Here is a 16,531-nt window from a genome sequence, read left to right as displayed (position 1 = left end):
TACATGAAACTCGCCACCCTCAAGGACGGCTCGCGCGACGGCCAGCTCGTGGTCGTCTCGCGCGACCTGAAGACCGCCCACTACGTCAACGATGTCGCCGGCAAGCTGCAGACCGCGCTGGACGACTGGAACTTCTACGCGCCGCAGTTGCAGGACGTCTACGACGCCCTGAACGCGGGACGCGCGCGCCATCCCTTCGCCTTCGACCCCAGGGCCTGCATGGCGCCGCTGCCGCGCGCCTACCAGTGGGCCGACGGCTCGGCGTACGTGAACCACGTGGAGCTTGTGCGCCGCGCGCGCGGCGCCGAGATGCCGCCCGAGTTCTGGACCGACCCGCTGATGTACCAGGGCGGCTCCGACGACATGATCGGCCCGCACGACGATATCGTGTGTGCCAGCGAAGCCTTCGGCATCGACTTCGAAGCCGAGATCGCCGTCATCACCGGCGACGTGAAGATGGGTGCCAAGCCCGAGCAGGCCGCCGACGCCATCCGCCTCATCATGCTGGCCAACGACGTGTCGTTGCGCAACCTGATCCCGGCCGAGCTGGGCAAGGGCTTTGGCTTCTTCCAGAGCAAGCCGGCCACGGCGTTCTCGCCGGTGGCGGTCACGCCCGACGAGCTGGGCGAAGCCTGGCGCGAACGCCGCGTGCACCTGCCGATGACCGTGCACTGGAACAGCAAGAAAGTGGGCGCGCCCGACTGCGGCACCGACATGGTGTTCGATTTCGGCCAGCTCATCGCCCATATCTGCAAGACGCGCAATGTGCGCGCGGGCAGCATCGTAGGCTCCGGCACCATCTCCAACGTCGACCGCAGCAAGGGCTACTGCTGCATCGTCGAGAAGCGCATGCTGGAGATCATCGATGGCGGCCAGCCGGTCACCGGCTTCATGAAGTACGGCGACGCGGTCAAGATCGAGATGTTCGACGCGCAGGGCCGTTCGGTGTTCGGCGCCATCGACCAGCTGGTGTCGGCCCCGCGCTAAGCCTCTGCCGGCTCCTTGACGATGCCCTGCGCGAGCATGGCATCGATGTCCCGCTCCCCATAGCCACATTCGGCAAGGAGCGCTCGCGTATCCTCCCCCAGCCGGGGCGACGGCCGCAGGTATTGCGCCGGCGTCTCGGACAGCTTCACGGGCAGCCCGATGGTCTTGACCGGGCCCGCCTCGGGGTGCTGCTGCTCAACCACCATGCCGCGCGCGAGCGTTTGCGGGTGACTCAGGGCTTCGCCCACCGAGTGGACGGGCCCCGCCGGAACCCCCGCCTTGTCGAACGCGGCCAGCCAATGCGCTGACGACTGCGTCTTCAGGATCCCTGCGATCGCCGGCAACAGGGTGTCGCGATTTCCCATGCGGTCGGAATTGAGGCGATAGCGCGGATCCTCCAGCCACTCCGGACGGCCGAGCACTTGCGCAATCCGCTCCCAGTTCTTTTCGTTGGCGCCGCCAATGATGATATGGCCGTCCTGCGTGGGGAACGCCTGGTACGGAGCGATGAGGATGTGCGCCGATCCGCTCGGGCCAGGGGACTCTCCCGTCGCGAAATGGATGGCGGCATGCCAATAGAGTTGCTGGAGGCCCGCCTCGATCAGCGAGGTCTCCACAATCTGGCCCCTGCCCGTCTTTTGCTTGTGCTGATAGGCGGCGAGGATACCGAATGCCGCGAGAATCCCTGCGTTGATGTCGGCGATCGAGTTGCCTGTACGCAGCGGCGGCCCGCCCTCCTCGCCGGTGATGCTCATCAGCCCGGTGAATCCCTGAGCTATCAGATCGAATCCGCCCTTGTCGGCCGCGGGGCCGGAGCGGCCGTAACCCGAGATGGCGCAATAGACCAGACCGGGATTGATCTCCGAGAGCACGTCGTAGCCGAGCCCGAGCTTCTCCAGCGTTCCCTTGCGGAAATTCTCGATCACCACGTCCGCCTCGCGGACCATGCGAAGGAACACTTCGCGGCCTTCCGGCTTCTTGAGGTCCAGCGCGATGGCGCGCTTGTTCCGGTTCAGCATCAGGAACGGCGCGGACACGCCGTTGATCTGGGGATCCCGATAGCCGCGCGCATCGTCGCCGCCGTCGACCTTCTCGATCTTCACGACATCGGCGCCGAGGTCGGCGAGCATCATGCCGCAGGTGGGGCCAGCCATGATCTGCGCAAGCTCAAGCACGCGCATGCCGACAAGCGCGCCAGGTGCGGGACGGGAATTGGTTTCTGACATCTCAGATCCTTGAATGAAAGCTATCAATGCCCCGAGAAGCGCGGCGTTTCCTTGGCGAGGAACGCCTTGAATCCGGTTTGAAAATCCTCGGTATCGAAGCAGTCGAAACCCTCGTCGAGATCTCGTGCGGTGAGCGTGTCGCCGGCAACCAGCTTGCGTGCGAACTTCTTGTGCCAGCGCGCCACCAGTGGCGCCCCGGAGGCGATGCGCCCGGCCGTGGCCCGGGCTTCCACCGCGACCTGGTCATCGGGAACCACCCGGCTGACCAGTCCCATGCCGTGCGCTTCGTCCGCGCCGAAGATGCGTCCCTCAAGCAGTATCTCCAGGGTGCGCGACTCGCCAACAAGCCGGATCAGCGGCGCCATCTCCTGATAGGCCATGACCAGGCCGAGATTCTTGATCGGCGCCCCAAAGCGGCTGCCCCGCCCGCAGATGCGGATATCGGCCATGGCGGCGACTTCCAGCCCGCCGCCGACACAGATGCCGTGGATTTGCGCGACGACGGGATGCGGACAGTCCAGGATCGCCTGCGCGGTGTCGTGCATGACCTTCCCATATGCGATGGCCTGCGCCTTGTTCGACCGTGCCACGGCAAACTCGGAGATATCGTTGCCGGGCGAGAACGCCCGCTCCCCGGCACCCCGGATCAGCACGCAGCGCACCGACGTGTCATCGGAAAGCCGGCGAAATGCGTCGCCGAGCTGCTGCCACATCTGCAAGGTAAAGGCATTCAGCTTTGCGGGCCGGTTCAGCACCACCGTGGCAATCGCGCCATCGCGCCCGACCAGCAGCGGCGCTGCGTCGGGATCCTTGATGTCCGTACTGGAATCCTGGGTCATCGGTCCTTCTCCTTATTCAGCGCGAACCTTGAGTTCCTTGGTCATGCGCGCGTATTTGCCGATCTCCACGTTGACGAACCTGCCAAACGCCGCGGGGGTATCGGGGCCGCCGAACTGGACGCCCTGGGCGGCAAGCCTGGCACGGGTATCGGGCTGGGTCATGGCGCTGGCGACGGCCTCGTCGAGCTTTTTCAACACGTCCGGCGCCATGCCCTTGGGCGCCATCACCGCATACCAGTTGGTCACGTCAAAACCGCGGATGCCCACCTCGGCAAACGTCGGCACATTCGGCAGGCCGGATATGCGCTCCGGCGTGGAAATCGCCAACGCGCGCAGCTTGCCGGCGCGGATGTGCTCCAGCACGCTCGGCATGGTGTCGAAGTTCATGTCGACATTGCCCGCAAGGAGGTCGGCTACCGCCTGGCCACTGCCCTTGTAGGGAACGTGAACCATGCTGGTGCCGGTGATGTGCTCAAACAGGACGCCGGCGAGATGCTGCGTGCTGCCGATGCCGGACGAGGCATAAGTCAGCTTCCCCGGTTCTGTCTTTGCCCTGGCGACCAGTTCGGGGACGGTGTTGACCGGCACGCGGACCGGGTTCACCACGAGCACGTTCGGCACATACCCGATGTAGCGAACGGCCGTGAAGTCCCGGGCCGGGTCATAGTTGACCTTGGGAAGCACATTCGGCGCGATCACGTTGGCGATCGAGTGCCCCATCAGCAGCGTGTATCCATCGGGCGCCGACTTGGCGACATAGTCCGCCCCGATGGTTCCCGAGGCACCGGCGCGATTCTCCACAACCACTGTCTGTTTCAAGCTCTCGGACATCTTGCCGGCGATGAGGCGCGCGACGACGTCGGTGCCCCCGCCCGGCACAAACCCCACGACAAGCTTGATCGGACGCGTGGGCCATTCGTCGGCGTGGACCGGGGCCGCAGCCACCAACAGCGCGGTCAACGAAAGGGCCGTTGCAGAAAGCAGGTGCCTCATGATGTCTCCGTATTGGTTTTATGCCGCCCTTTTTCCAAAGGGACGGGGGCCTTATCATCGTCCGCACGGCAACGTTATCCGTGAGCGGCCTCGCCTCCCGCCCTCCCGGCACAGCCGCCGAAACGATTTGGTATACCATACTCCAAACAAGAAATTGGACGAAGGAAGATTTGCTCATGGTTTACCCACAAGACGATTTTTCGTCCGACGATGCGGCGGAGGCGCTGGCCACGAAGCCCGCCAAAGCCGAGGCGCCACGTCTTCCCGTCGCCCGAAGCGGCGGCGAGCGGGGCAGGCGGACCGGCCCGACGGCGCCAGCCTTTGGCGCCGCCGACGATCCCCTGGCCATCGACCACCCGACGCTTGGCGCCGTAGTGGCCGAACGCCTGCGGCAACTGATCACGGATGGCACCCTGGTCCCCGGCGTCTGGCTGAACGAGCGCGACCTGTGTGAACGGTTGCGCGTTTCGCGCACGCCGCTGCGCGAGGCCTATCGCCTGCTCGCCTCGGACGGGCTCGTGATGCTGCTGCCGAAACGCGGCGCGCAGGTCATCGCGCTGTCGGCGGAGGACGTCGGCAACCTGTTCGACGTGCTGGCCGTGATGGAAGGGCTGGCAGGACGCCAGGCCGCCGAGCGGGCCACGGACGCGGAGCTGCAACAGATCGCGCAGCTGCATCGCGCGATGCTCGACGCGTATGCCGCGCGAGACATCAAGCGGTACTTCGAAGCGAGCATGGGTACGCACGTGGCGATCAACGCGGCTGCGCACAATCCCGCACTGACCGAGACCTACCGCAGGCTCAATATGCGGGTGCAGAACCTTCGCTACAAATCGAATGTCGCGCTCGAGGAGTGGTCCGCCGCCACCTCGGACCACGAGGATTTTGTTGCGGCACTGCTGGCCCGGGACGGTGCGAAAACCGAAGCGCTATTGCGCCAGCACGTGCTCGAAAAGCGGGACTTTGCGGTGAATGAAGCGCGCGCGAGAGAAACTTCCGGCGATTAACAGCGACAGGATGGGGAGTGCTTATAATTGACCGACCGACCGGTTGACTAATTGCCGTCGACTATGCGCCGCCGCAGCGCAGGCTCCGGTGGCGCCCCCGGGCTGCAATGCGCGGCCCGGTCCCACCATGATCCACTATGGAATGGCCACCGCCATCGCTCCCCCCATGACCGCAATCCCTCCACAAGATGCTCCGCAATCCTCACCGCTGTCCCAGCCCGACGCCGCGCCGTTGTCGCCGCGCTACGACCGCTACCGCGCGCTGACCCTGCGCAGGCATGGCCCCATCCTGGAAATCGTGATGGGCGCGGACCAGTCCGCCAACCGCAAGCTGGCCACCGCCGACGCCAACATGCACCGCGAACTGGCGGAAATCTGGCGCGACGTCTCGGCCGACCCCGAGGTGCGCGTGGCGCTGATCCGCGGCGAGGGCAAGGGCTTCTCCGCCGGCGGCGACTTGTCCCTGGTGGAAGACATGGCCAACGATTTCGCCACCCGCACGCGGGTGTGGCACGAAGCACGGGACCTGGTCTACAACGTCATCAATTGCGACAAGCCGATCGTCTCGGCCATGCACGGCCCGGCAGTCGGCGCCGGGCTGGTGGCCGGGCTGCTGGCCGATATCTCGATCGCGGCCAGGACCGCGCGCATCGTCGACGGCCATACGCGGCTGGGCGTGGCGGCAGGCGACCATGCCGCGATCGTGTGGCCCCTGCTGTGCGGGATGGCCAAGGCAAAGTACTATCTGATGCTGTGCGAGTCGGTGAGCGGCGAAGAAGCCGAGCGCATCGGGCTGGTGTCGCTGACCGTGGACGAGGATGAACTGGTCGAGCGCGCCTTCGACGTGGCGCGCCGGCTGGCCGCCGGGTCGCAAACGGCGATCCGCTGGACCAAGTACGCGCTCAACAACTGGCTGCGCATGGCGGGCCCGGCGTTCGACAGCTCACTGGCGCTTGAATTCATGGGCTTTGCCGGCCCCGATGTACAGGAAGGCGTGGCGAGCCTGCGGCAGAAGCGGCCGCCGAAGTTCGATTGATGCAATTCGACTAATGTAGTTCGACCCCGCAGCCGGCACCGCCGGCTGCCGACCCCCGGAGACGAAACGATGTTCGGCCAGATCCCAGATTTCACCAACGGCTTCGAGTTCCTCCGCAAGATGTGGGGCAGCGCCGCCGGCATGCCCGGCGGGCTGATGCCGGGCCTGCAGGCCATGACCCCGCCGATGAACCTGGAGGAAGTCGACAAGCGCATCCACGACCTCAAGGCCGTGGAAGGCTGGCTGCAGCTCAACACCAATTTGCTGCGCACCACCATCCAGGGCCTGGAGGTCCAGCGCGCCACGCTGGTGGCGCTGCAGACCATCGGCACCGCGCTTTCGCCCGAGGCCATGCAAAATGCCATGGAAAACGTCGCGCGCACCGCCAACTCGCCGAGCGCCACGCCGTTCCAGCACAAGGCGGAACCCGTCGCGGCAAGGCGCGTCTGGCCCGAGCCCACGGTCGAGGAAAACGAGGACGAGGAAGACAACGGCCCCGACGTCCCCGAAGCGTCCGCAGCCGGCCAGGCGGAACAGCCGGCCGCCGCCTCCGGCCAGGGCAGCGCGCCCCCACCCGATGCCAGTCTGTGGTGGGATGTGCTGCAGCAACAGTTCAACCAGATCGCCAGCAGCGCCGCGACCGCCAGCCTGACGCCGTTCGGCAATCTCGGCGGCTTTGGCATGCCCGGGGCGGATGCGCAGCCCGGATCTGCCGCCAAGCCCGCGAGCAAGCCGCCGGCCAGTGCGGGCAAGACGGCAAAACCTGCCAAGGCGGCCAGCAAACCCGGCACCAAATCCGCCGCCAAGCCAGCAGTCAAAACCGCAGGCAAGGCCGCGGCCAAGCGTCCGGCCGGCAAGAAGCCCGCGGCGGCCAAGTCCGCGCCGGTGAATGGCACGGCCGGCGCCCCCGCATCCGGGGACAAGCCGGATGCGCCCGGCGAGCACTGAACCCGTGCCGGAGCTGGCCGTGATCCACCGATCGAGCCGACACCCTTGGTGAAGACCACCGCGCTGATCATGATGGGCGGCGGCGCCCGCGCCGCCTACCAGGCCGGCGTGCTGCAAGGCCTCGCCCGCATCGCCGCCCGTCACGGCCTGGATCGCGGCCGCATCCCCTTCGATATCATCTGCGGCACGTCGGCCGGCGCCGTCAACGGCGCAGGCATGGCGATCAACGCCGCCAATTTCCGCGCGGCGGCCCACAGCCTGGCCGCGCTATGGAGCGGCATCCATGCTGAGGACGTCTACCGGACCGGCGTGGTCGGCGTAGGCGCATCGGGTGCCCGCTGGCTCTCCGCGCTGGCTTTCGGCTGGGTCACCCGGCGCGCGCCGCGGGCGCTGTTCGACAACGCACCGCTCGGCGGCCTGCTCTCCGAGCTGTTCGACCCCGAGCGGGTACAGGCGAGCCTGGACGCCGGCGACCTCCAGGCCTTGGCCGTGACGGCGCTGTCCTACAGCACCGGCCGCCACGTCACCTTCTACCAGTCGCACCGCCGCATCCATCCGTGGCGCCGCAGCCAGCGACTGGCCGTGGAAGCGAAGATCGGCGTGGACCACCTGCTGGCGTCCTCGTCCATTCCCTTCCTGTTCCCCGCGCTGCCGCTGGAGCTGGACGGGCATCATGAGTGGTTCGGCGATGGCACCATGCGCCAGATGTCGCCCCTGTCGCCGGCCATCCACCTGGGCGCCTCGCGCATCCTGGCCATCGGCGCCGCTTCGCGCCAGCGCCCGGGCTGGTTCGACACCGTACCCGCCGGCGGCTACCCGTCGCTGGCGCAGGTGGGCGGCCAAGCCCTGGCGAGCATCTTCCTCGACGGCCTGTCCGCGGACCTGGAACGGCTGCAGCACATCAACAACCTGCTCTCGCGCATGCCGGAAATCGCCAACGACAGGGAGGGCTGGCGCCCGGTGCAAGTGATGACGATTTCGCCCAGCGAACCCATCGAAGCCATCGCTGCCACACATGTAAAACAGCTGCCGCGCACCGTACGCGCCTTGCTGACCCCGCTGGGCGGCACCGAAGCGCGTGGCGCGGCCTTTGCCAGCTACCTACTGTTCGAACCTGAGTTCACCCAGGCCCTGATCACCCTAGGCGAGCAAGATGCCCTGGCGCAACAAGACGAACTGGCCGCCTTCCTCTATGACATCATCCCGCCCGATCATGGCAACGAGATGGGCTCAACGTCCGCGCGCCCGGCTACACTGGGTCATGAACCACCTGCCCGCGCGATGGCCTGACCTATAGGCGCGGCCCAGCCGCAAGTGCCGCATACCACTCCTTGTCGCGCAAGGAAAATCGGTGGAACAAGCGATATTCGCCCATAAATTAAGTACCGCGCAGATCCAGCCGCATCCGCTCCCATCGTTTCCGCATGAAAAGAGCATTGGGAATAATTCGCATCTGGTAGAATCTGCCCGTAATTTCAAAGGCTTACCATGCTCTACCCCGAACTGTTCAAATCGCTGGAAGCGGTACGTTGGCACATGGACAAGGACATCCCCTGGGATTCCTTCGACCCGAGCCTGCTCACGGACGACCAGGCCAAGACGATCCGCATGAATGCCATCACGGAATGGTCGGCCCTGCCCGCCACCGAGATGTTCCTGCGCGACAACCGCCACGATTCCGACTTTTCGGCATTCATGAGCATCTGGTTCTTTGAAGAGCAGAAGCATTCGCTGGTGTTGATGGAATACCTGCGCCGCTTCCGCCCGGACCTGGTGCCGACCGAGGAAGAACTGCACGCCGTGCGCTTCGAGTTCGACCCGGCCCCGCCGCTGGAAACCCTGATGCTGCATTTCTGCGGCGAGATCCGCCTGAACCACTGGTACCGCCGTGCCGCCGAATGGCACACCGAGCCGGTCATCAAGCAGATCTACCGTACCCTGTCGCAGGACGAAGCCCGCCACGGTGGCGCCTACCTGCGCTACATGAAGAAATACCTGAACCAGTTCGGCGACAGCGCCCGCTCGGCCTTCGCCAAGATCGGCGTGCTGATGGCCTCGGCCCGCCGCACCGAAAAGCCGCTGCACCCGACCAACCTGCACGTCAACAAGGCGCTGTTCCCCAACGACACCGTGCAATCGCGCCTGCCGGATCCGGACTGGCTCGAGCACTGGCTCGACGAGCAGATCCGCTTTGACGAAGGCTGGGAGAAGAAGGTGATCGAGCGGATTCTGCACAATATGTCGCTGTTGTTCGAGCGCACGTTTGAGACGGTGCAGGATCTGAACCGGTATCGGAAGGAGTTGAATGCGAAGTTGCAGGCGGCTGGGGGTGCGCAGCCGGCGCAGGCTTGATTCAGGTTTGGTTATTTGAGCTGCCTTCGGCGGAACGGGCCCCATCGGTTGATGGGGTTTTGTTTTTTTGGGGGTTGAGAGGTTGGTGTGCTGGTGCTGGGCGTTGGGCGATTGGTTTAACTGCTTAACTTCAACTTCAAAAGCCTAAAGTCAAAAGCAGTTTCACCTCCCCTGCGGGGAGGCGACCTACTTTCTTGTCTTGCCCACCCAGAAAGTAGGCAAAGAAGGCGCGCCGGATGGGGCGACACCCCCTCGGGATCCGGCCTGGTACACCTTCACGGCTCGCTTCGCATCGCGTACCGGTGTGGCCCGCCCCCAGGGCGCTCCACACGGCTACCAATCGTTGGTTTGCCGGCTCGCTCCTGCGACAGTCTTCCCCTGTCGCTGGGGTGAGCAAACCAGCGGATCGCAAGTGGCAGCTAGTGCATAAAAGCAGGGGACGGGAGACAGGAGTTTGGCGTCTGAAGAGCCGAGAGATTTCGACGATGCGCGATATCGCCAGATCGACGATTCGGTGTAGCCGTGTTTACCGCCCGAGGGGCGGCAAACACAGCCCCGCGATGCGAAGCGAGCCGTGTAGGTGTACCAGGCCGTATGGGGCGTCCTCGTCGGCAGGTGAAAAGAGCGGAAAAGAGGGGGCCATGTTTGAGCATCGCCTTAAGGCGATGTGAGTTTGGCCCCCGGCCGCTCTTTTTGCCTGCCGACGAGGAGGGGGTCGCCCCATCCGGCGCGCCTTTTTTGCCTACTTTTTTGGCAAGACAAAAAAGTAGGCCGCCGCCCAGCAGGGGTGGTGAAACCGCCTTTGACTTTAAGCCTTTGACGTTGACTTTGAAGTTAAGCTTTTGACTTACCCGAGAACAGCCACCCCCATCCCCACTATGTCCACCCCCGCCTTCGAATCCAAGCTAGTCACCCCCGACACCCCCAACGACCTGATCGAAAAGCTAGCCGCCCTCCCACGCCCGCTCGTCTTCACCAACGGCGTCTTCGACATCCTCCACCGCGGCCACGCCACCTACCTCGCGCAAGCCAAAGCCCTCGGCGCCAGCCTGGTAGTCGGCGTCAACAGCGACGCCTCCGTCCGCATGCTCGGCAAAGGCGACGACCGCCCCCTCAATCACGAGTCGGACCGCATGGCGCTGATCGCCGCGCTGGCATCCGTGGACCTGGTGGTGATGTTCCGCGAGCAAACGCCGGTCGAGTTGATCCGGTTGGTGCGCCCGGACATCTACGTCAAGGGCGGCGACTACGACATCGATACGCTGGAAGAAACGCGGCTGGTGCGCAGCTGGGGCGGGCAAGCCCATGCCATCGCCTTCCTGCACGACCGTTCCACTACCAAGCTGCTGTCCAAGGTTCGCCAGGGGCAGTAATCCGCCAGTGCCGCCAGCGGCGCATCAGGCGCAGCTGAGCATGTCCTGCACGCCGTAGCGCCGGCGCATCTCGTCAAGCCGCGTACGCAGCGCCGCGTCGGCATTGCGCACGCGCAGCCACTGGCGCGTGAGCGGATGCGGCGTGTCGCTCAGCACCGCGGTACGCACGCCATGCTCGCGCAGGTTGTCCAGGAAATGCTCGGCATGCTCGCGCTCCTGGAACAGGCCCAGCGACACCGTATAGGTTTCGGGCGTCCCCGCGCTGACCACCGACACATCGGTGATGTTGCGCCGGCGCAACTCACCGAGCTTGCGCTGCAGGTTCTCGCGCGTGGACTGCGGCGGCAGGTGAACCCACCAGCGCGCTTGCTCCTGCCGCTCGAACTGCTCCACCCGCCAGGCACCGGCCGGTGCGCCGGCCAGTTCATCGGCCACGCGCCGCACCAGGTCGCCGTTGAAGCCACCGATCTCCACGCAGGCCATGGTGGACGCGGCGGCACGCGCGGCGCTGCCCCCCTCCGCCGCATGCGCGGCAGGCTGAAGCGCCGGCGCGGACGCCGGGATTGCCCGGTCCTCCCGCGCCATCTGGCGGAATCGTTCCGCGCGGGTCTGCTGGGCGGCGCGTCCGGGTTCGCGCGCGCTTTCCATCCAGCCAGCCAGGGGCTGTGGGCCGAACGCGCCCAGCACGGCTGCCAGCAGCAGCGCATTGACCAGGACCAGCAGGATTAACAGGCTTCGTTGGAGCATGGGGGCGATGCAGGGGTAACGAGAGGCTTGGAGAACAATGGCCGGCGCAGATCAGTCCGGGGTACCCGCCCGGCTCTGCGAGGCCATCACATGCAGGCCGAGCAGCACGAGATTATCGTGCATCTCGAAAGGCATCGAGAGGGCGTTCGCCAGCACATGGCGGGCGCCGCCGGACAGCAGGCAGCGTACCGGACCGCGCTCGCCGAGGGCACGCCAGGTGCGCTCCACCGCACCAGCCTGCGCCGCCAGGCAACCGGCGGCAATGGCGTCCCGAGTGTTGTCGGCCCAAGGTGCGGCCAGCCCGGTGTCGCCGACGCCCAGGGCCGGCAATTGCGCGGTGTTCTGCGCCAGCGCGCCCAGCATCAGGTCCAGGCCGGGCAAGATCAGCCCGCCCTCGAAACGGTCCTGCGCGCTCACCACGTCGAGTGTGGTGGCGGTGCCGGCGGTGACGATCAGAAGCGCACCCTCCGGCCGGTAGTACCGCGCGCCGATACTGCCGATCCAGCGGTCGACGCCGAGCTGGGCGGGATCGCGGTAGCCGTTGACTAGGCCGCCGAAGCGCGGGCCCGAGCGTACCCAGTTCACACCAGCGCCGGAGCCGAACACGGTGTCCAGCGTGGCTTGCAGGCTGGCGGCGATGGCCGGGCCGGCTACGTTGCTGACCCACACCTGCGGCTGGGCACCGGCGGGACCGGCCGTCCGCAGCGACGCCCATTGCGCCACCAGCGTGGCCAGTGCGTCGTGTGCCACGGCGCCGCCGTGCTGCCACGGCGTGGGCAGCGGCGCCTCGTGCAACACGGCGCCGGACCAGGCGTCTTCGCACCAGGCCCATTTCAAGCGGGTGTTGCCGATATCGATCAGCAGTTGCGGCACTCGCGGCATGCCGGCGGAGGAAACGCTCATGCGCCCGCCCCCGGGCCTTCGTCCGCCGGGCGTAGCGAGACTTCGCCGCTGGCAATGCGCTCCAGGCCCATCGGCGTTTCCAGCAACAAGTGGCCGTCGCCGTCCACGCCGCGCGCCAGGCCTTCGGCCTGCACGCGGCCGTCGTGCAGCAGGCGCACCGGCTGGTCGCGATACGCGTCGCGGGCCGACCAGCGCGCCGCCATCGGCGCGAATCCCTGCGCCAGGAAATCGTCGCGCATCGTCGCCAGCCGGTTCAGCACAGCGGCCAGCAAGGCGGTGGGATCGCAATCCGGCAGGTATTCGGTCACGCCGGCCAGGCTGCGCCCGAGCGAGGCTTCCATCTGCGCATCGCGTACCAGGTTCAGGCCGATGCCGATCACCGCCCAGACGCGCTGCGGCCCTGCCGGCACCGACTCGATCAGGATGCCGGCCAGCTTGCGTCCGTCGATCTGCAGGTCGTTGGGCCATTTCAGGCCCAAGGCGGCGCCGAGCCGCGCATCGCAGTCGGCCAGCGCCTCGGCCAGCGCCAGCCCCACCGCCAGGCTCAGCCCGCTGAGTTGCGACGGCGCCAGCGGCAATGGCATCGCCACCGAGAAGGTCAGCCCGGCCTGGCCCTGCCAGGGACGGCCCTGGCGGCCGCGGCCTGCGGTCTGGCGGTAAGCCAGGCGCAGCGCGCCGGCCTCGGTCCACGGCGCGGTGCGGCAGGCCTGCGTCAGGTCGGCATTGGTCGAGCCGGTCTCGTCGACGACGTCGAGGGTCCAGCCGCTGGCGGCACCCGTGAGCGCGGCGCGCAGGCGGTCGGAGTCGATGCGCCAGGCCTGGGATGGCGGGGCGGACGGCGGCAAGGATGGGTCAGCGGACATGCGAATCGGCAGTGGACAGCACAAAGGGCACGAAGGGCGCAAAGGGCACAACGTGCGCAACGCGTGCAAGAAGCCTGAAAGGTACGGCTTGCATCGGTGGCACAGGCCGCGCAGCCGGGGCCGCGCGGGGAATCCAGCCCGCATTGTAGCCGCGCGAATCCACCGCCGAGGTGCTCCGGGCGCCCGCTGACCCTGCGGGTGGCATAGAATCGGGACTTGCCCATCACTTCCACCCATCCTTTGGAAAGCCTTACCACGCCAGCCATCGAAGTGACGCGCGCGGACGGAGCGGCGACAGTGCGATTGCGCGGCGACTGGACCGCGCTGGCGCTCTCGGACTGCCACCACGCACGTGGCCTGCGCCATGACTTGCATGCGATTGCCACGGATTCGCACTGGTCGCTGGCCGGCCTCGGCCGGCTCGACCACATCGGCGCGCAACTGATGTGGCAGGCCTGGGGCGGCATGCTGCCCGAGCGGCTCGAGGCCAGCGAGGCCCAGCGGCGTGTGTTCGCACGCATCGCCGGCCTGCGCCGCGAAAACTGGAAGAAACATATCGTGGACCGGTTCAACCCGGTGACACTGTTCGGTGCCTCGATGCTGTCGATGTTCTCGCAGCTCGGCAACGGCGTGACCATGCTGGGCCAGCTGGCCTTCGACCTGCTGCGCCTGGCGCGCGCGCCGCATCGCGGCCCCTGGCGCGAGATCTCGGCCAATATCTACAACGTCGGCTATAAGGCGCTCGGCATTACCGCGCTGGTGGGCTTCCTGATCGGCATCGTGCTGTCGTACCTGTCCGCCAACCAGTTGCGCACCTTCGGCGCCAGCATCTTCATCGTCAACATCCTGGGCATGGCGGTGATCCGCGAGTTGGGGCCGGTGCTGGCGGCCATCCTGATCGCCGGCCGCTCGGGCTCGGCCATCACCGCGCAGATCGGCGTGATGCGCGTCACCGAGGAGCTCGACGCCATGCGCGTGATGGGCATCTCGCATGGCTTCCGGCTGATCATGCCGCGCGTGATCGCGCTGGCCATCGCCATGCCGCTGCTGGTGGCGTGGACCGACGTGCTGGCGCTGGCCGGCGGCATGCTGGCGGCCAAATTCCAGCTCGATATCAGCGTGGCCTTCTTCCTGCGCGCGCTGCCCGATGCGGTGCCGGTGGCCAACCTGTGGATGGGGCTGGGCAAGGGCGTGGTGTTCGGCATGCTGATCGCGATCACCGCCTGCCATTTCGGCTTGCGCATCCAGCCCAATACGCGCAGCCTGGGCGAAGGCACCACCGCCTCGGTGGTGACCTCGATCACCGTGGTGATCATTGCCGATGCGATCTTCGCCATCCTGTTCAAGGACATCGGACTATGACAACCGTCACCGCTTCCACGACGGCGCAAGCGGCCCGCCCGGCCGCAGTGCCCGGCACTGCGCCAGACACCGCGCGCACCACCGTCATCGAAGTGCGCGACCTCGTCAAGCGCTTCGGCGAGGCGGTCGTGCACGACCACCTGAACCTCGATGTCTATCGTGGCGAAGTGCTGTCCATCGTCGGCGGCTCGGGCAGCGGCAAGACCGTGCTGCTGCGCCAGATCGTCGGGCTGGACCGGCCCACCTCAGGCACCATCCGCGTGTTCGGCGAGGACCTGATGCGGCTCGATGCCGCGCGCCTGCAAGCCCTGCGCAACCGCTGGGGCCTGCAGTTCCAGCGCGGTGCGCTGTTTTCCGCGCTGTCGGTGATCGACAACATCGCGCTGCCGCTGCGTGAACTTCGCACCCTACCCGACGATCTCATCTGCCAGGCTTCGCTGCTCAAGCTGCAGTTGGTGGGGCTGTCCGCCCGCGACGCCGACAAGATGCCGTCCGACCTGTCCGGCGGCATGATCAAGCGCGTGGCGCTGGCCCGCGCGCTGGCCCTGGAGCCCGAACTGGTGTTCCTGGACGAGCCCACCGCCGGGCTGGATCCGATGGCCTCCGACGACTACGTGGCGCTGATCCGCGAACTGCGCCGCGAGCTGTGCCTAACCGTGGTGATGGTGACCCACGACCTCGACACCCTGGTGGCGCTGTCGGACCGCGTCGCCGTGCTGGCGGACCGCAAGGTGCTGGCAGCGCTGCCGATACCGGAGCTGGTGCATATCGAACACCCGTTCATCCGCGAGTATTTCCTGGGCGAGCGCGGGCAACGCGCCATGCAGGCCCTGGCGGTGGCACCGGCGGGCCCGCAATCTGGAGAAGCATGATGGAAAACAAGTCAAACGCCTTCCTTGCGGGCGTTTTTACGATCGGCCTCGCCATCCTGGTGCTGTTCTCGATCTTCTGGTTCAGCAGCGACCACGCGGTGCGCGTGCCCTACGACCTGATCACCCGTTCCACCGTCAACGGGCTGGGGCCGCAGGCCGACGTCAAGTACCGCGGGCTGGATGTGGGCAAGGTGGTGTCGATCCGCTTCGATCCCGCCGTGCCGGGCCAGATCATCGTGCGCATCAGCGTCAACCAGGACACCCCGATCACCCGCACCACCTATGCCACGCTCGGCTTCCAGGGCGTGACCGGGATCGGCTATGTGCAGCTCGACGACACCACCGCGCAGGAGGGCGGCACGCCATCGCCCCACCTGGCCACCTCCTCCAAGTCGGTGGCGCGCATCACCATGCGGGCCGGCTTCTTCGAAGAGCTGGAAAAGCGCGGCGACAGCTTGCTGACCCAGCTCGAAACAATCATGGGCTCGCTCAATGACATGTTCCAGGCCGACAACCGGCGCGAACTGATGGGCGCGATCCGCTCGGTGCGCAAGACCGCCGACGACTACTCGCAGCTGGCCAGCTCGCTCGCGCCGGCGGTGCGCCAGCTGCCGCAGGTGACCGAACACCTGAACGCCACGCTAGCCTCGACGCGGCGCCTGACCCAGGAACTGGCCCGCCCGGACGGCACCGTGCTGCGCACCATTGACCGCGTCGGGCACGACCTGCAGGGCGCCGCCGATTCGATCCAGTCGGCCGCCGGTGGCGTCAGCCAGGAAACGCTGCCGCAGATCAACGGGCTCGCGCGCGACACACGCCAGACCATGCGCAGCATCGACCGCGCCGCCAGCCAGTTCAACGACAGCCCGCGCAGCGTGCTGTTCGGCGGCCCGGCCGCCATGCCGGGCCCCGGCGAGCCTGGCTTCCAGGCGCCGTGAGCGGAACAGGAACCGTGATCCCGCGCCCCCAAGCAATCGCCGCGCGCCTGGCCCGCCAGGTGCGCACGGCAAACCCTTTGAGCAA

At 66.8% G+C, this 16,531-nt stretch carries 16 protein-coding genes; 10 read left to right on the top strand and 6 right to left on the bottom strand.

Annotation, left to right across the window (positions count from 1 at the left end):
* The first annotated feature begins 3 nt into the window (after positions 1 to 3).
* Positions 4 to 987, top strand: coding sequence for a fumarylacetoacetate hydrolase family protein (locus tag ACZY0R_RS37765; protein WP_488865747.1), 984 nt, complete (start codon positions 4 to 6; stop codon positions 985 to 987).
* On the opposite strand, the gene ACZY0R_RS37760 is transcribed toward ACZY0R_RS37765, so the two are convergent.
* Genes ACZY0R_RS37760 through ACZY0R_RS37750 form a run of 3 tightly spaced genes read right to left on the bottom strand, consistent with a single transcriptional unit; the run spans position 984 to position 4,045 of the window.
* The gene (locus ACZY0R_RS37760; protein ID WP_488865745.1) at positions 984 to 2,213 is read right to left on the bottom strand and encodes a CaiB/BaiF CoA transferase family protein; all 1,230 of its coding nucleotides are present in this window, start codon (positions 2,211 to 2,213) and stop codon (positions 984 to 986) included. The two genes, ACZY0R_RS37765 and ACZY0R_RS37760, sit on opposite strands and share 4 nt — an antisense overlap.
* Positions 2,214 to 2,236: 23 nt before the next feature.
* Positions 2,237 to 3,052 carry an enoyl-CoA hydratase/isomerase family protein gene (locus ACZY0R_RS37755; RefSeq protein WP_488865743.1) on the bottom strand — a complete coding sequence of 272 codons (816 nt, stop codon included), beginning with the start codon at positions 3,050 to 3,052 and terminating at the stop codon, positions 2,237 to 2,239.
* Between the two features lie 12 nt (positions 3,053 to 3,064).
* Positions 3,065 to 4,045, bottom strand: coding sequence for a Bug family tripartite tricarboxylate transporter substrate binding protein (locus ACZY0R_RS37750; RefSeq protein WP_488865741.1), 981 nt, complete (start codon positions 4,043 to 4,045; stop codon positions 3,065 to 3,067).
* Positions 4,046 to 4,221: 176 nt separating this feature from the next.
* Between ACZY0R_RS37750 and ACZY0R_RS37745 the strand changes: the two genes are divergently transcribed.
* From ACZY0R_RS37745 to rfaE2, 6 genes are all read left to right on the top strand, one after another.
* A complete protein-coding gene (locus ACZY0R_RS37745) occupies positions 4,222 to 5,052 on the top strand; it encodes a GntR family transcriptional regulator (RefSeq protein ID WP_082094890.1) in 831 nt (276 codons plus the stop codon).
* Between the two features lie 166 nt (positions 5,053 to 5,218).
* Entirely contained in the window at positions 5,219 to 6,088 is an 870-nt protein-coding gene (locus ACZY0R_RS37740) for an enoyl-CoA hydratase/isomerase family protein (protein WP_488865739.1), read from the top strand.
* Between the two features lie 69 nt (positions 6,089 to 6,157).
* Positions 6,158 to 7,036 carry a PhaM family polyhydroxyalkanoate granule multifunctional regulatory protein gene (locus tag ACZY0R_RS37735; RefSeq protein ID WP_488865737.1) on the top strand — a complete coding sequence of 293 codons (879 nt, stop codon included), beginning with the start codon at positions 6,158 to 6,160 and terminating at the stop codon, positions 7,034 to 7,036.
* 69 nt (positions 7,037 to 7,105) lie between these two features.
* Positions 7,106 to 8,326, top strand: a complete 1,221-nt coding sequence (locus ACZY0R_RS37730) for a patatin-like phospholipase family protein (RefSeq protein ID WP_488866405.1) — start codon at positions 7,106 to 7,108, stop codon at positions 8,324 to 8,326.
* A 198-nt stretch (positions 8,327 to 8,524) separates the two neighbouring features.
* Positions 8,525 to 9,388: a ferritin family protein gene (locus ACZY0R_RS37725; RefSeq protein ID WP_035859104.1), complete on the top strand. Its 864-nt coding sequence runs from the start codon at positions 8,525 to 8,527 to the stop codon at positions 9,386 to 9,388.
* Between the two features lie 878 nt (positions 9,389 to 10,266).
* Entirely contained in the window at positions 10,267 to 10,761 is a 495-nt protein-coding gene (rfaE2, locus tag ACZY0R_RS37720; RefSeq protein WP_488865735.1) for a D-glycero-beta-D-manno-heptose 1-phosphate adenylyltransferase, read from the top strand.
* Between the two features lie 24 nt (positions 10,762 to 10,785).
* On the opposite strand, the gene ACZY0R_RS37715 is transcribed toward rfaE2, so the two are convergent.
* Genes ACZY0R_RS37715 through ACZY0R_RS37705 form a run of 3 tightly spaced genes read right to left on the bottom strand, consistent with a single transcriptional unit; the run spans position 10,786 to position 13,274 of the window.
* Positions 10,786 to 11,508: an SPOR domain-containing protein gene (locus tag ACZY0R_RS37715; protein WP_488865733.1), complete on the bottom strand. Its 723-nt coding sequence runs from the start codon at positions 11,506 to 11,508 to the stop codon at positions 10,786 to 10,788.
* 51 nt (positions 11,509 to 11,559) lie between these two features.
* Complete coding sequence (locus ACZY0R_RS37710; protein ID WP_488865731.1) at positions 11,560 to 12,411, bottom strand: type III pantothenate kinase; 852 nt, start codon at positions 12,409 to 12,411, stop codon at positions 11,560 to 11,562.
* Positions 12,408 to 13,274: a biotin--[acetyl-CoA-carboxylase] ligase gene (locus ACZY0R_RS37705; protein ID WP_488865729.1), complete on the bottom strand. Its 867-nt coding sequence runs from the start codon at positions 13,272 to 13,274 to the stop codon at positions 12,408 to 12,410. The genes ACZY0R_RS37710 and ACZY0R_RS37705 overlap by 4 nt, the downstream gene beginning before the upstream one ends.
* Positions 13,275 to 13,514: 240 nt before the next feature.
* Between ACZY0R_RS37705 and ACZY0R_RS37700 the strand changes: the two genes are divergently transcribed.
* Genes ACZY0R_RS37700 through ACZY0R_RS37690 form a run of 3 tightly spaced genes read left to right on the top strand, consistent with a single transcriptional unit; the run spans position 13,515 to position 16,446 of the window.
* Positions 13,515 to 14,636, top strand: coding sequence for an MlaE family ABC transporter permease (locus ACZY0R_RS37700; protein WP_488866403.1), 1,122 nt, complete (start codon positions 13,515 to 13,517; stop codon positions 14,634 to 14,636).
* On the top strand, positions 14,633 to 15,508 hold the full coding sequence (locus ACZY0R_RS37695) for an ABC transporter ATP-binding protein (protein ID WP_488865727.1): 876 nt from the start codon (positions 14,633 to 14,635) through the stop codon (positions 15,506 to 15,508). The genes ACZY0R_RS37700 and ACZY0R_RS37695 overlap by 4 nt, the downstream gene beginning before the upstream one ends.
* Positions 15,505 to 16,446, top strand: coding sequence for an MlaD family protein (locus tag ACZY0R_RS37690; RefSeq protein WP_488865725.1), 942 nt, complete (start codon positions 15,505 to 15,507; stop codon positions 16,444 to 16,446). The genes ACZY0R_RS37695 and ACZY0R_RS37690 overlap by 4 nt, the downstream gene beginning before the upstream one ends.
* The last annotated feature ends 85 nt before the right edge of the window (positions 16,447 to 16,531 follow it).

The organism is Cupriavidus sp. F041 (assembly GCF_057814235.1).
This window is presented reverse-complemented; position numbering and strand designations above follow the sequence as displayed.

Excerpts from the sequence above, each read along its gene's own strand:
- ACZY0R_RS37745 (WP_082094890.1), top strand. The coding sequence starts at position 4,222 with ATGGTTTACCCACAAGACGATTTTTCGTCCGACGATGCGGCGGAGGCG.
- ACZY0R_RS37730 (WP_488866405.1), top strand. The coding sequence starts at position 7,106 with ATGATGGGCGGCGGCGCCCGCGCCGCCTACCAGGCCGGCGTGCTGCAA.
- ACZY0R_RS37735 (WP_488865737.1), top strand. The coding sequence starts at position 6,158 with ATGTTCGGCCAGATCCCAGATTTCACCAACGGCTTCGAGTTCCTCCGC.
- ACZY0R_RS37725 (WP_035859104.1), top strand. The coding sequence starts at position 8,525 with ATGCTCTACCCCGAACTGTTCAAATCGCTGGAAGCGGTACGTTGGCAC.
- ACZY0R_RS37750 (WP_488865741.1), bottom strand. The coding sequence starts at position 4,045 with ATGAGGCACCTGCTTTCTGCAACGGCCCTTTCGTTGACCGCGCTGTTG.
- ACZY0R_RS37755 (WP_488865743.1), bottom strand. The coding sequence starts at position 3,052 with ATGACCCAGGATTCCAGTACGGACATCAAGGATCCCGACGCAGCGCCG.
- ACZY0R_RS37695 (WP_488865727.1), top strand. The coding sequence starts at position 14,633 with ATGACAACCGTCACCGCTTCCACGACGGCGCAAGCGGCCCGCCCGGCC.
- ACZY0R_RS37760 (WP_488865745.1), bottom strand. The coding sequence starts at position 2,213 with ATGTCAGAAACCAATTCCCGTCCCGCACCTGGCGCGCTTGTCGGCATG.
- ACZY0R_RS37740 (WP_488865739.1), top strand. The coding sequence starts at position 5,219 with ATGACCGCAATCCCTCCACAAGATGCTCCGCAATCCTCACCGCTGTCC.
- ACZY0R_RS37765 (WP_488865747.1), top strand. The coding sequence starts at position 4 with ATGAAACTCGCCACCCTCAAGGACGGCTCGCGCGACGGCCAGCTCGTG.
- ACZY0R_RS37690 (WP_488865725.1), top strand. The coding sequence starts at position 15,505 with ATGATGGAAAACAAGTCAAACGCCTTCCTTGCGGGCGTTTTTACGATC.
- ACZY0R_RS37705 (WP_488865729.1), bottom strand. The coding sequence starts at position 13,274 with ATGTCCGCTGACCCATCCTTGCCGCCGTCCGCCCCGCCATCCCAGGCC.
- ACZY0R_RS37715 (WP_488865733.1), bottom strand. The coding sequence starts at position 11,508 with ATGCTCCAACGAAGCCTGTTAATCCTGCTGGTCCTGGTCAATGCGCTG.
- ACZY0R_RS37710 (WP_488865731.1), bottom strand. The coding sequence starts at position 12,411 with ATGAGCGTTTCCTCCGCCGGCATGCCGCGAGTGCCGCAACTGCTGATC.
- rfaE2 (WP_488865735.1), top strand. The coding sequence starts at position 10,267 with ATGTCCACCCCCGCCTTCGAATCCAAGCTAGTCACCCCCGACACCCCC.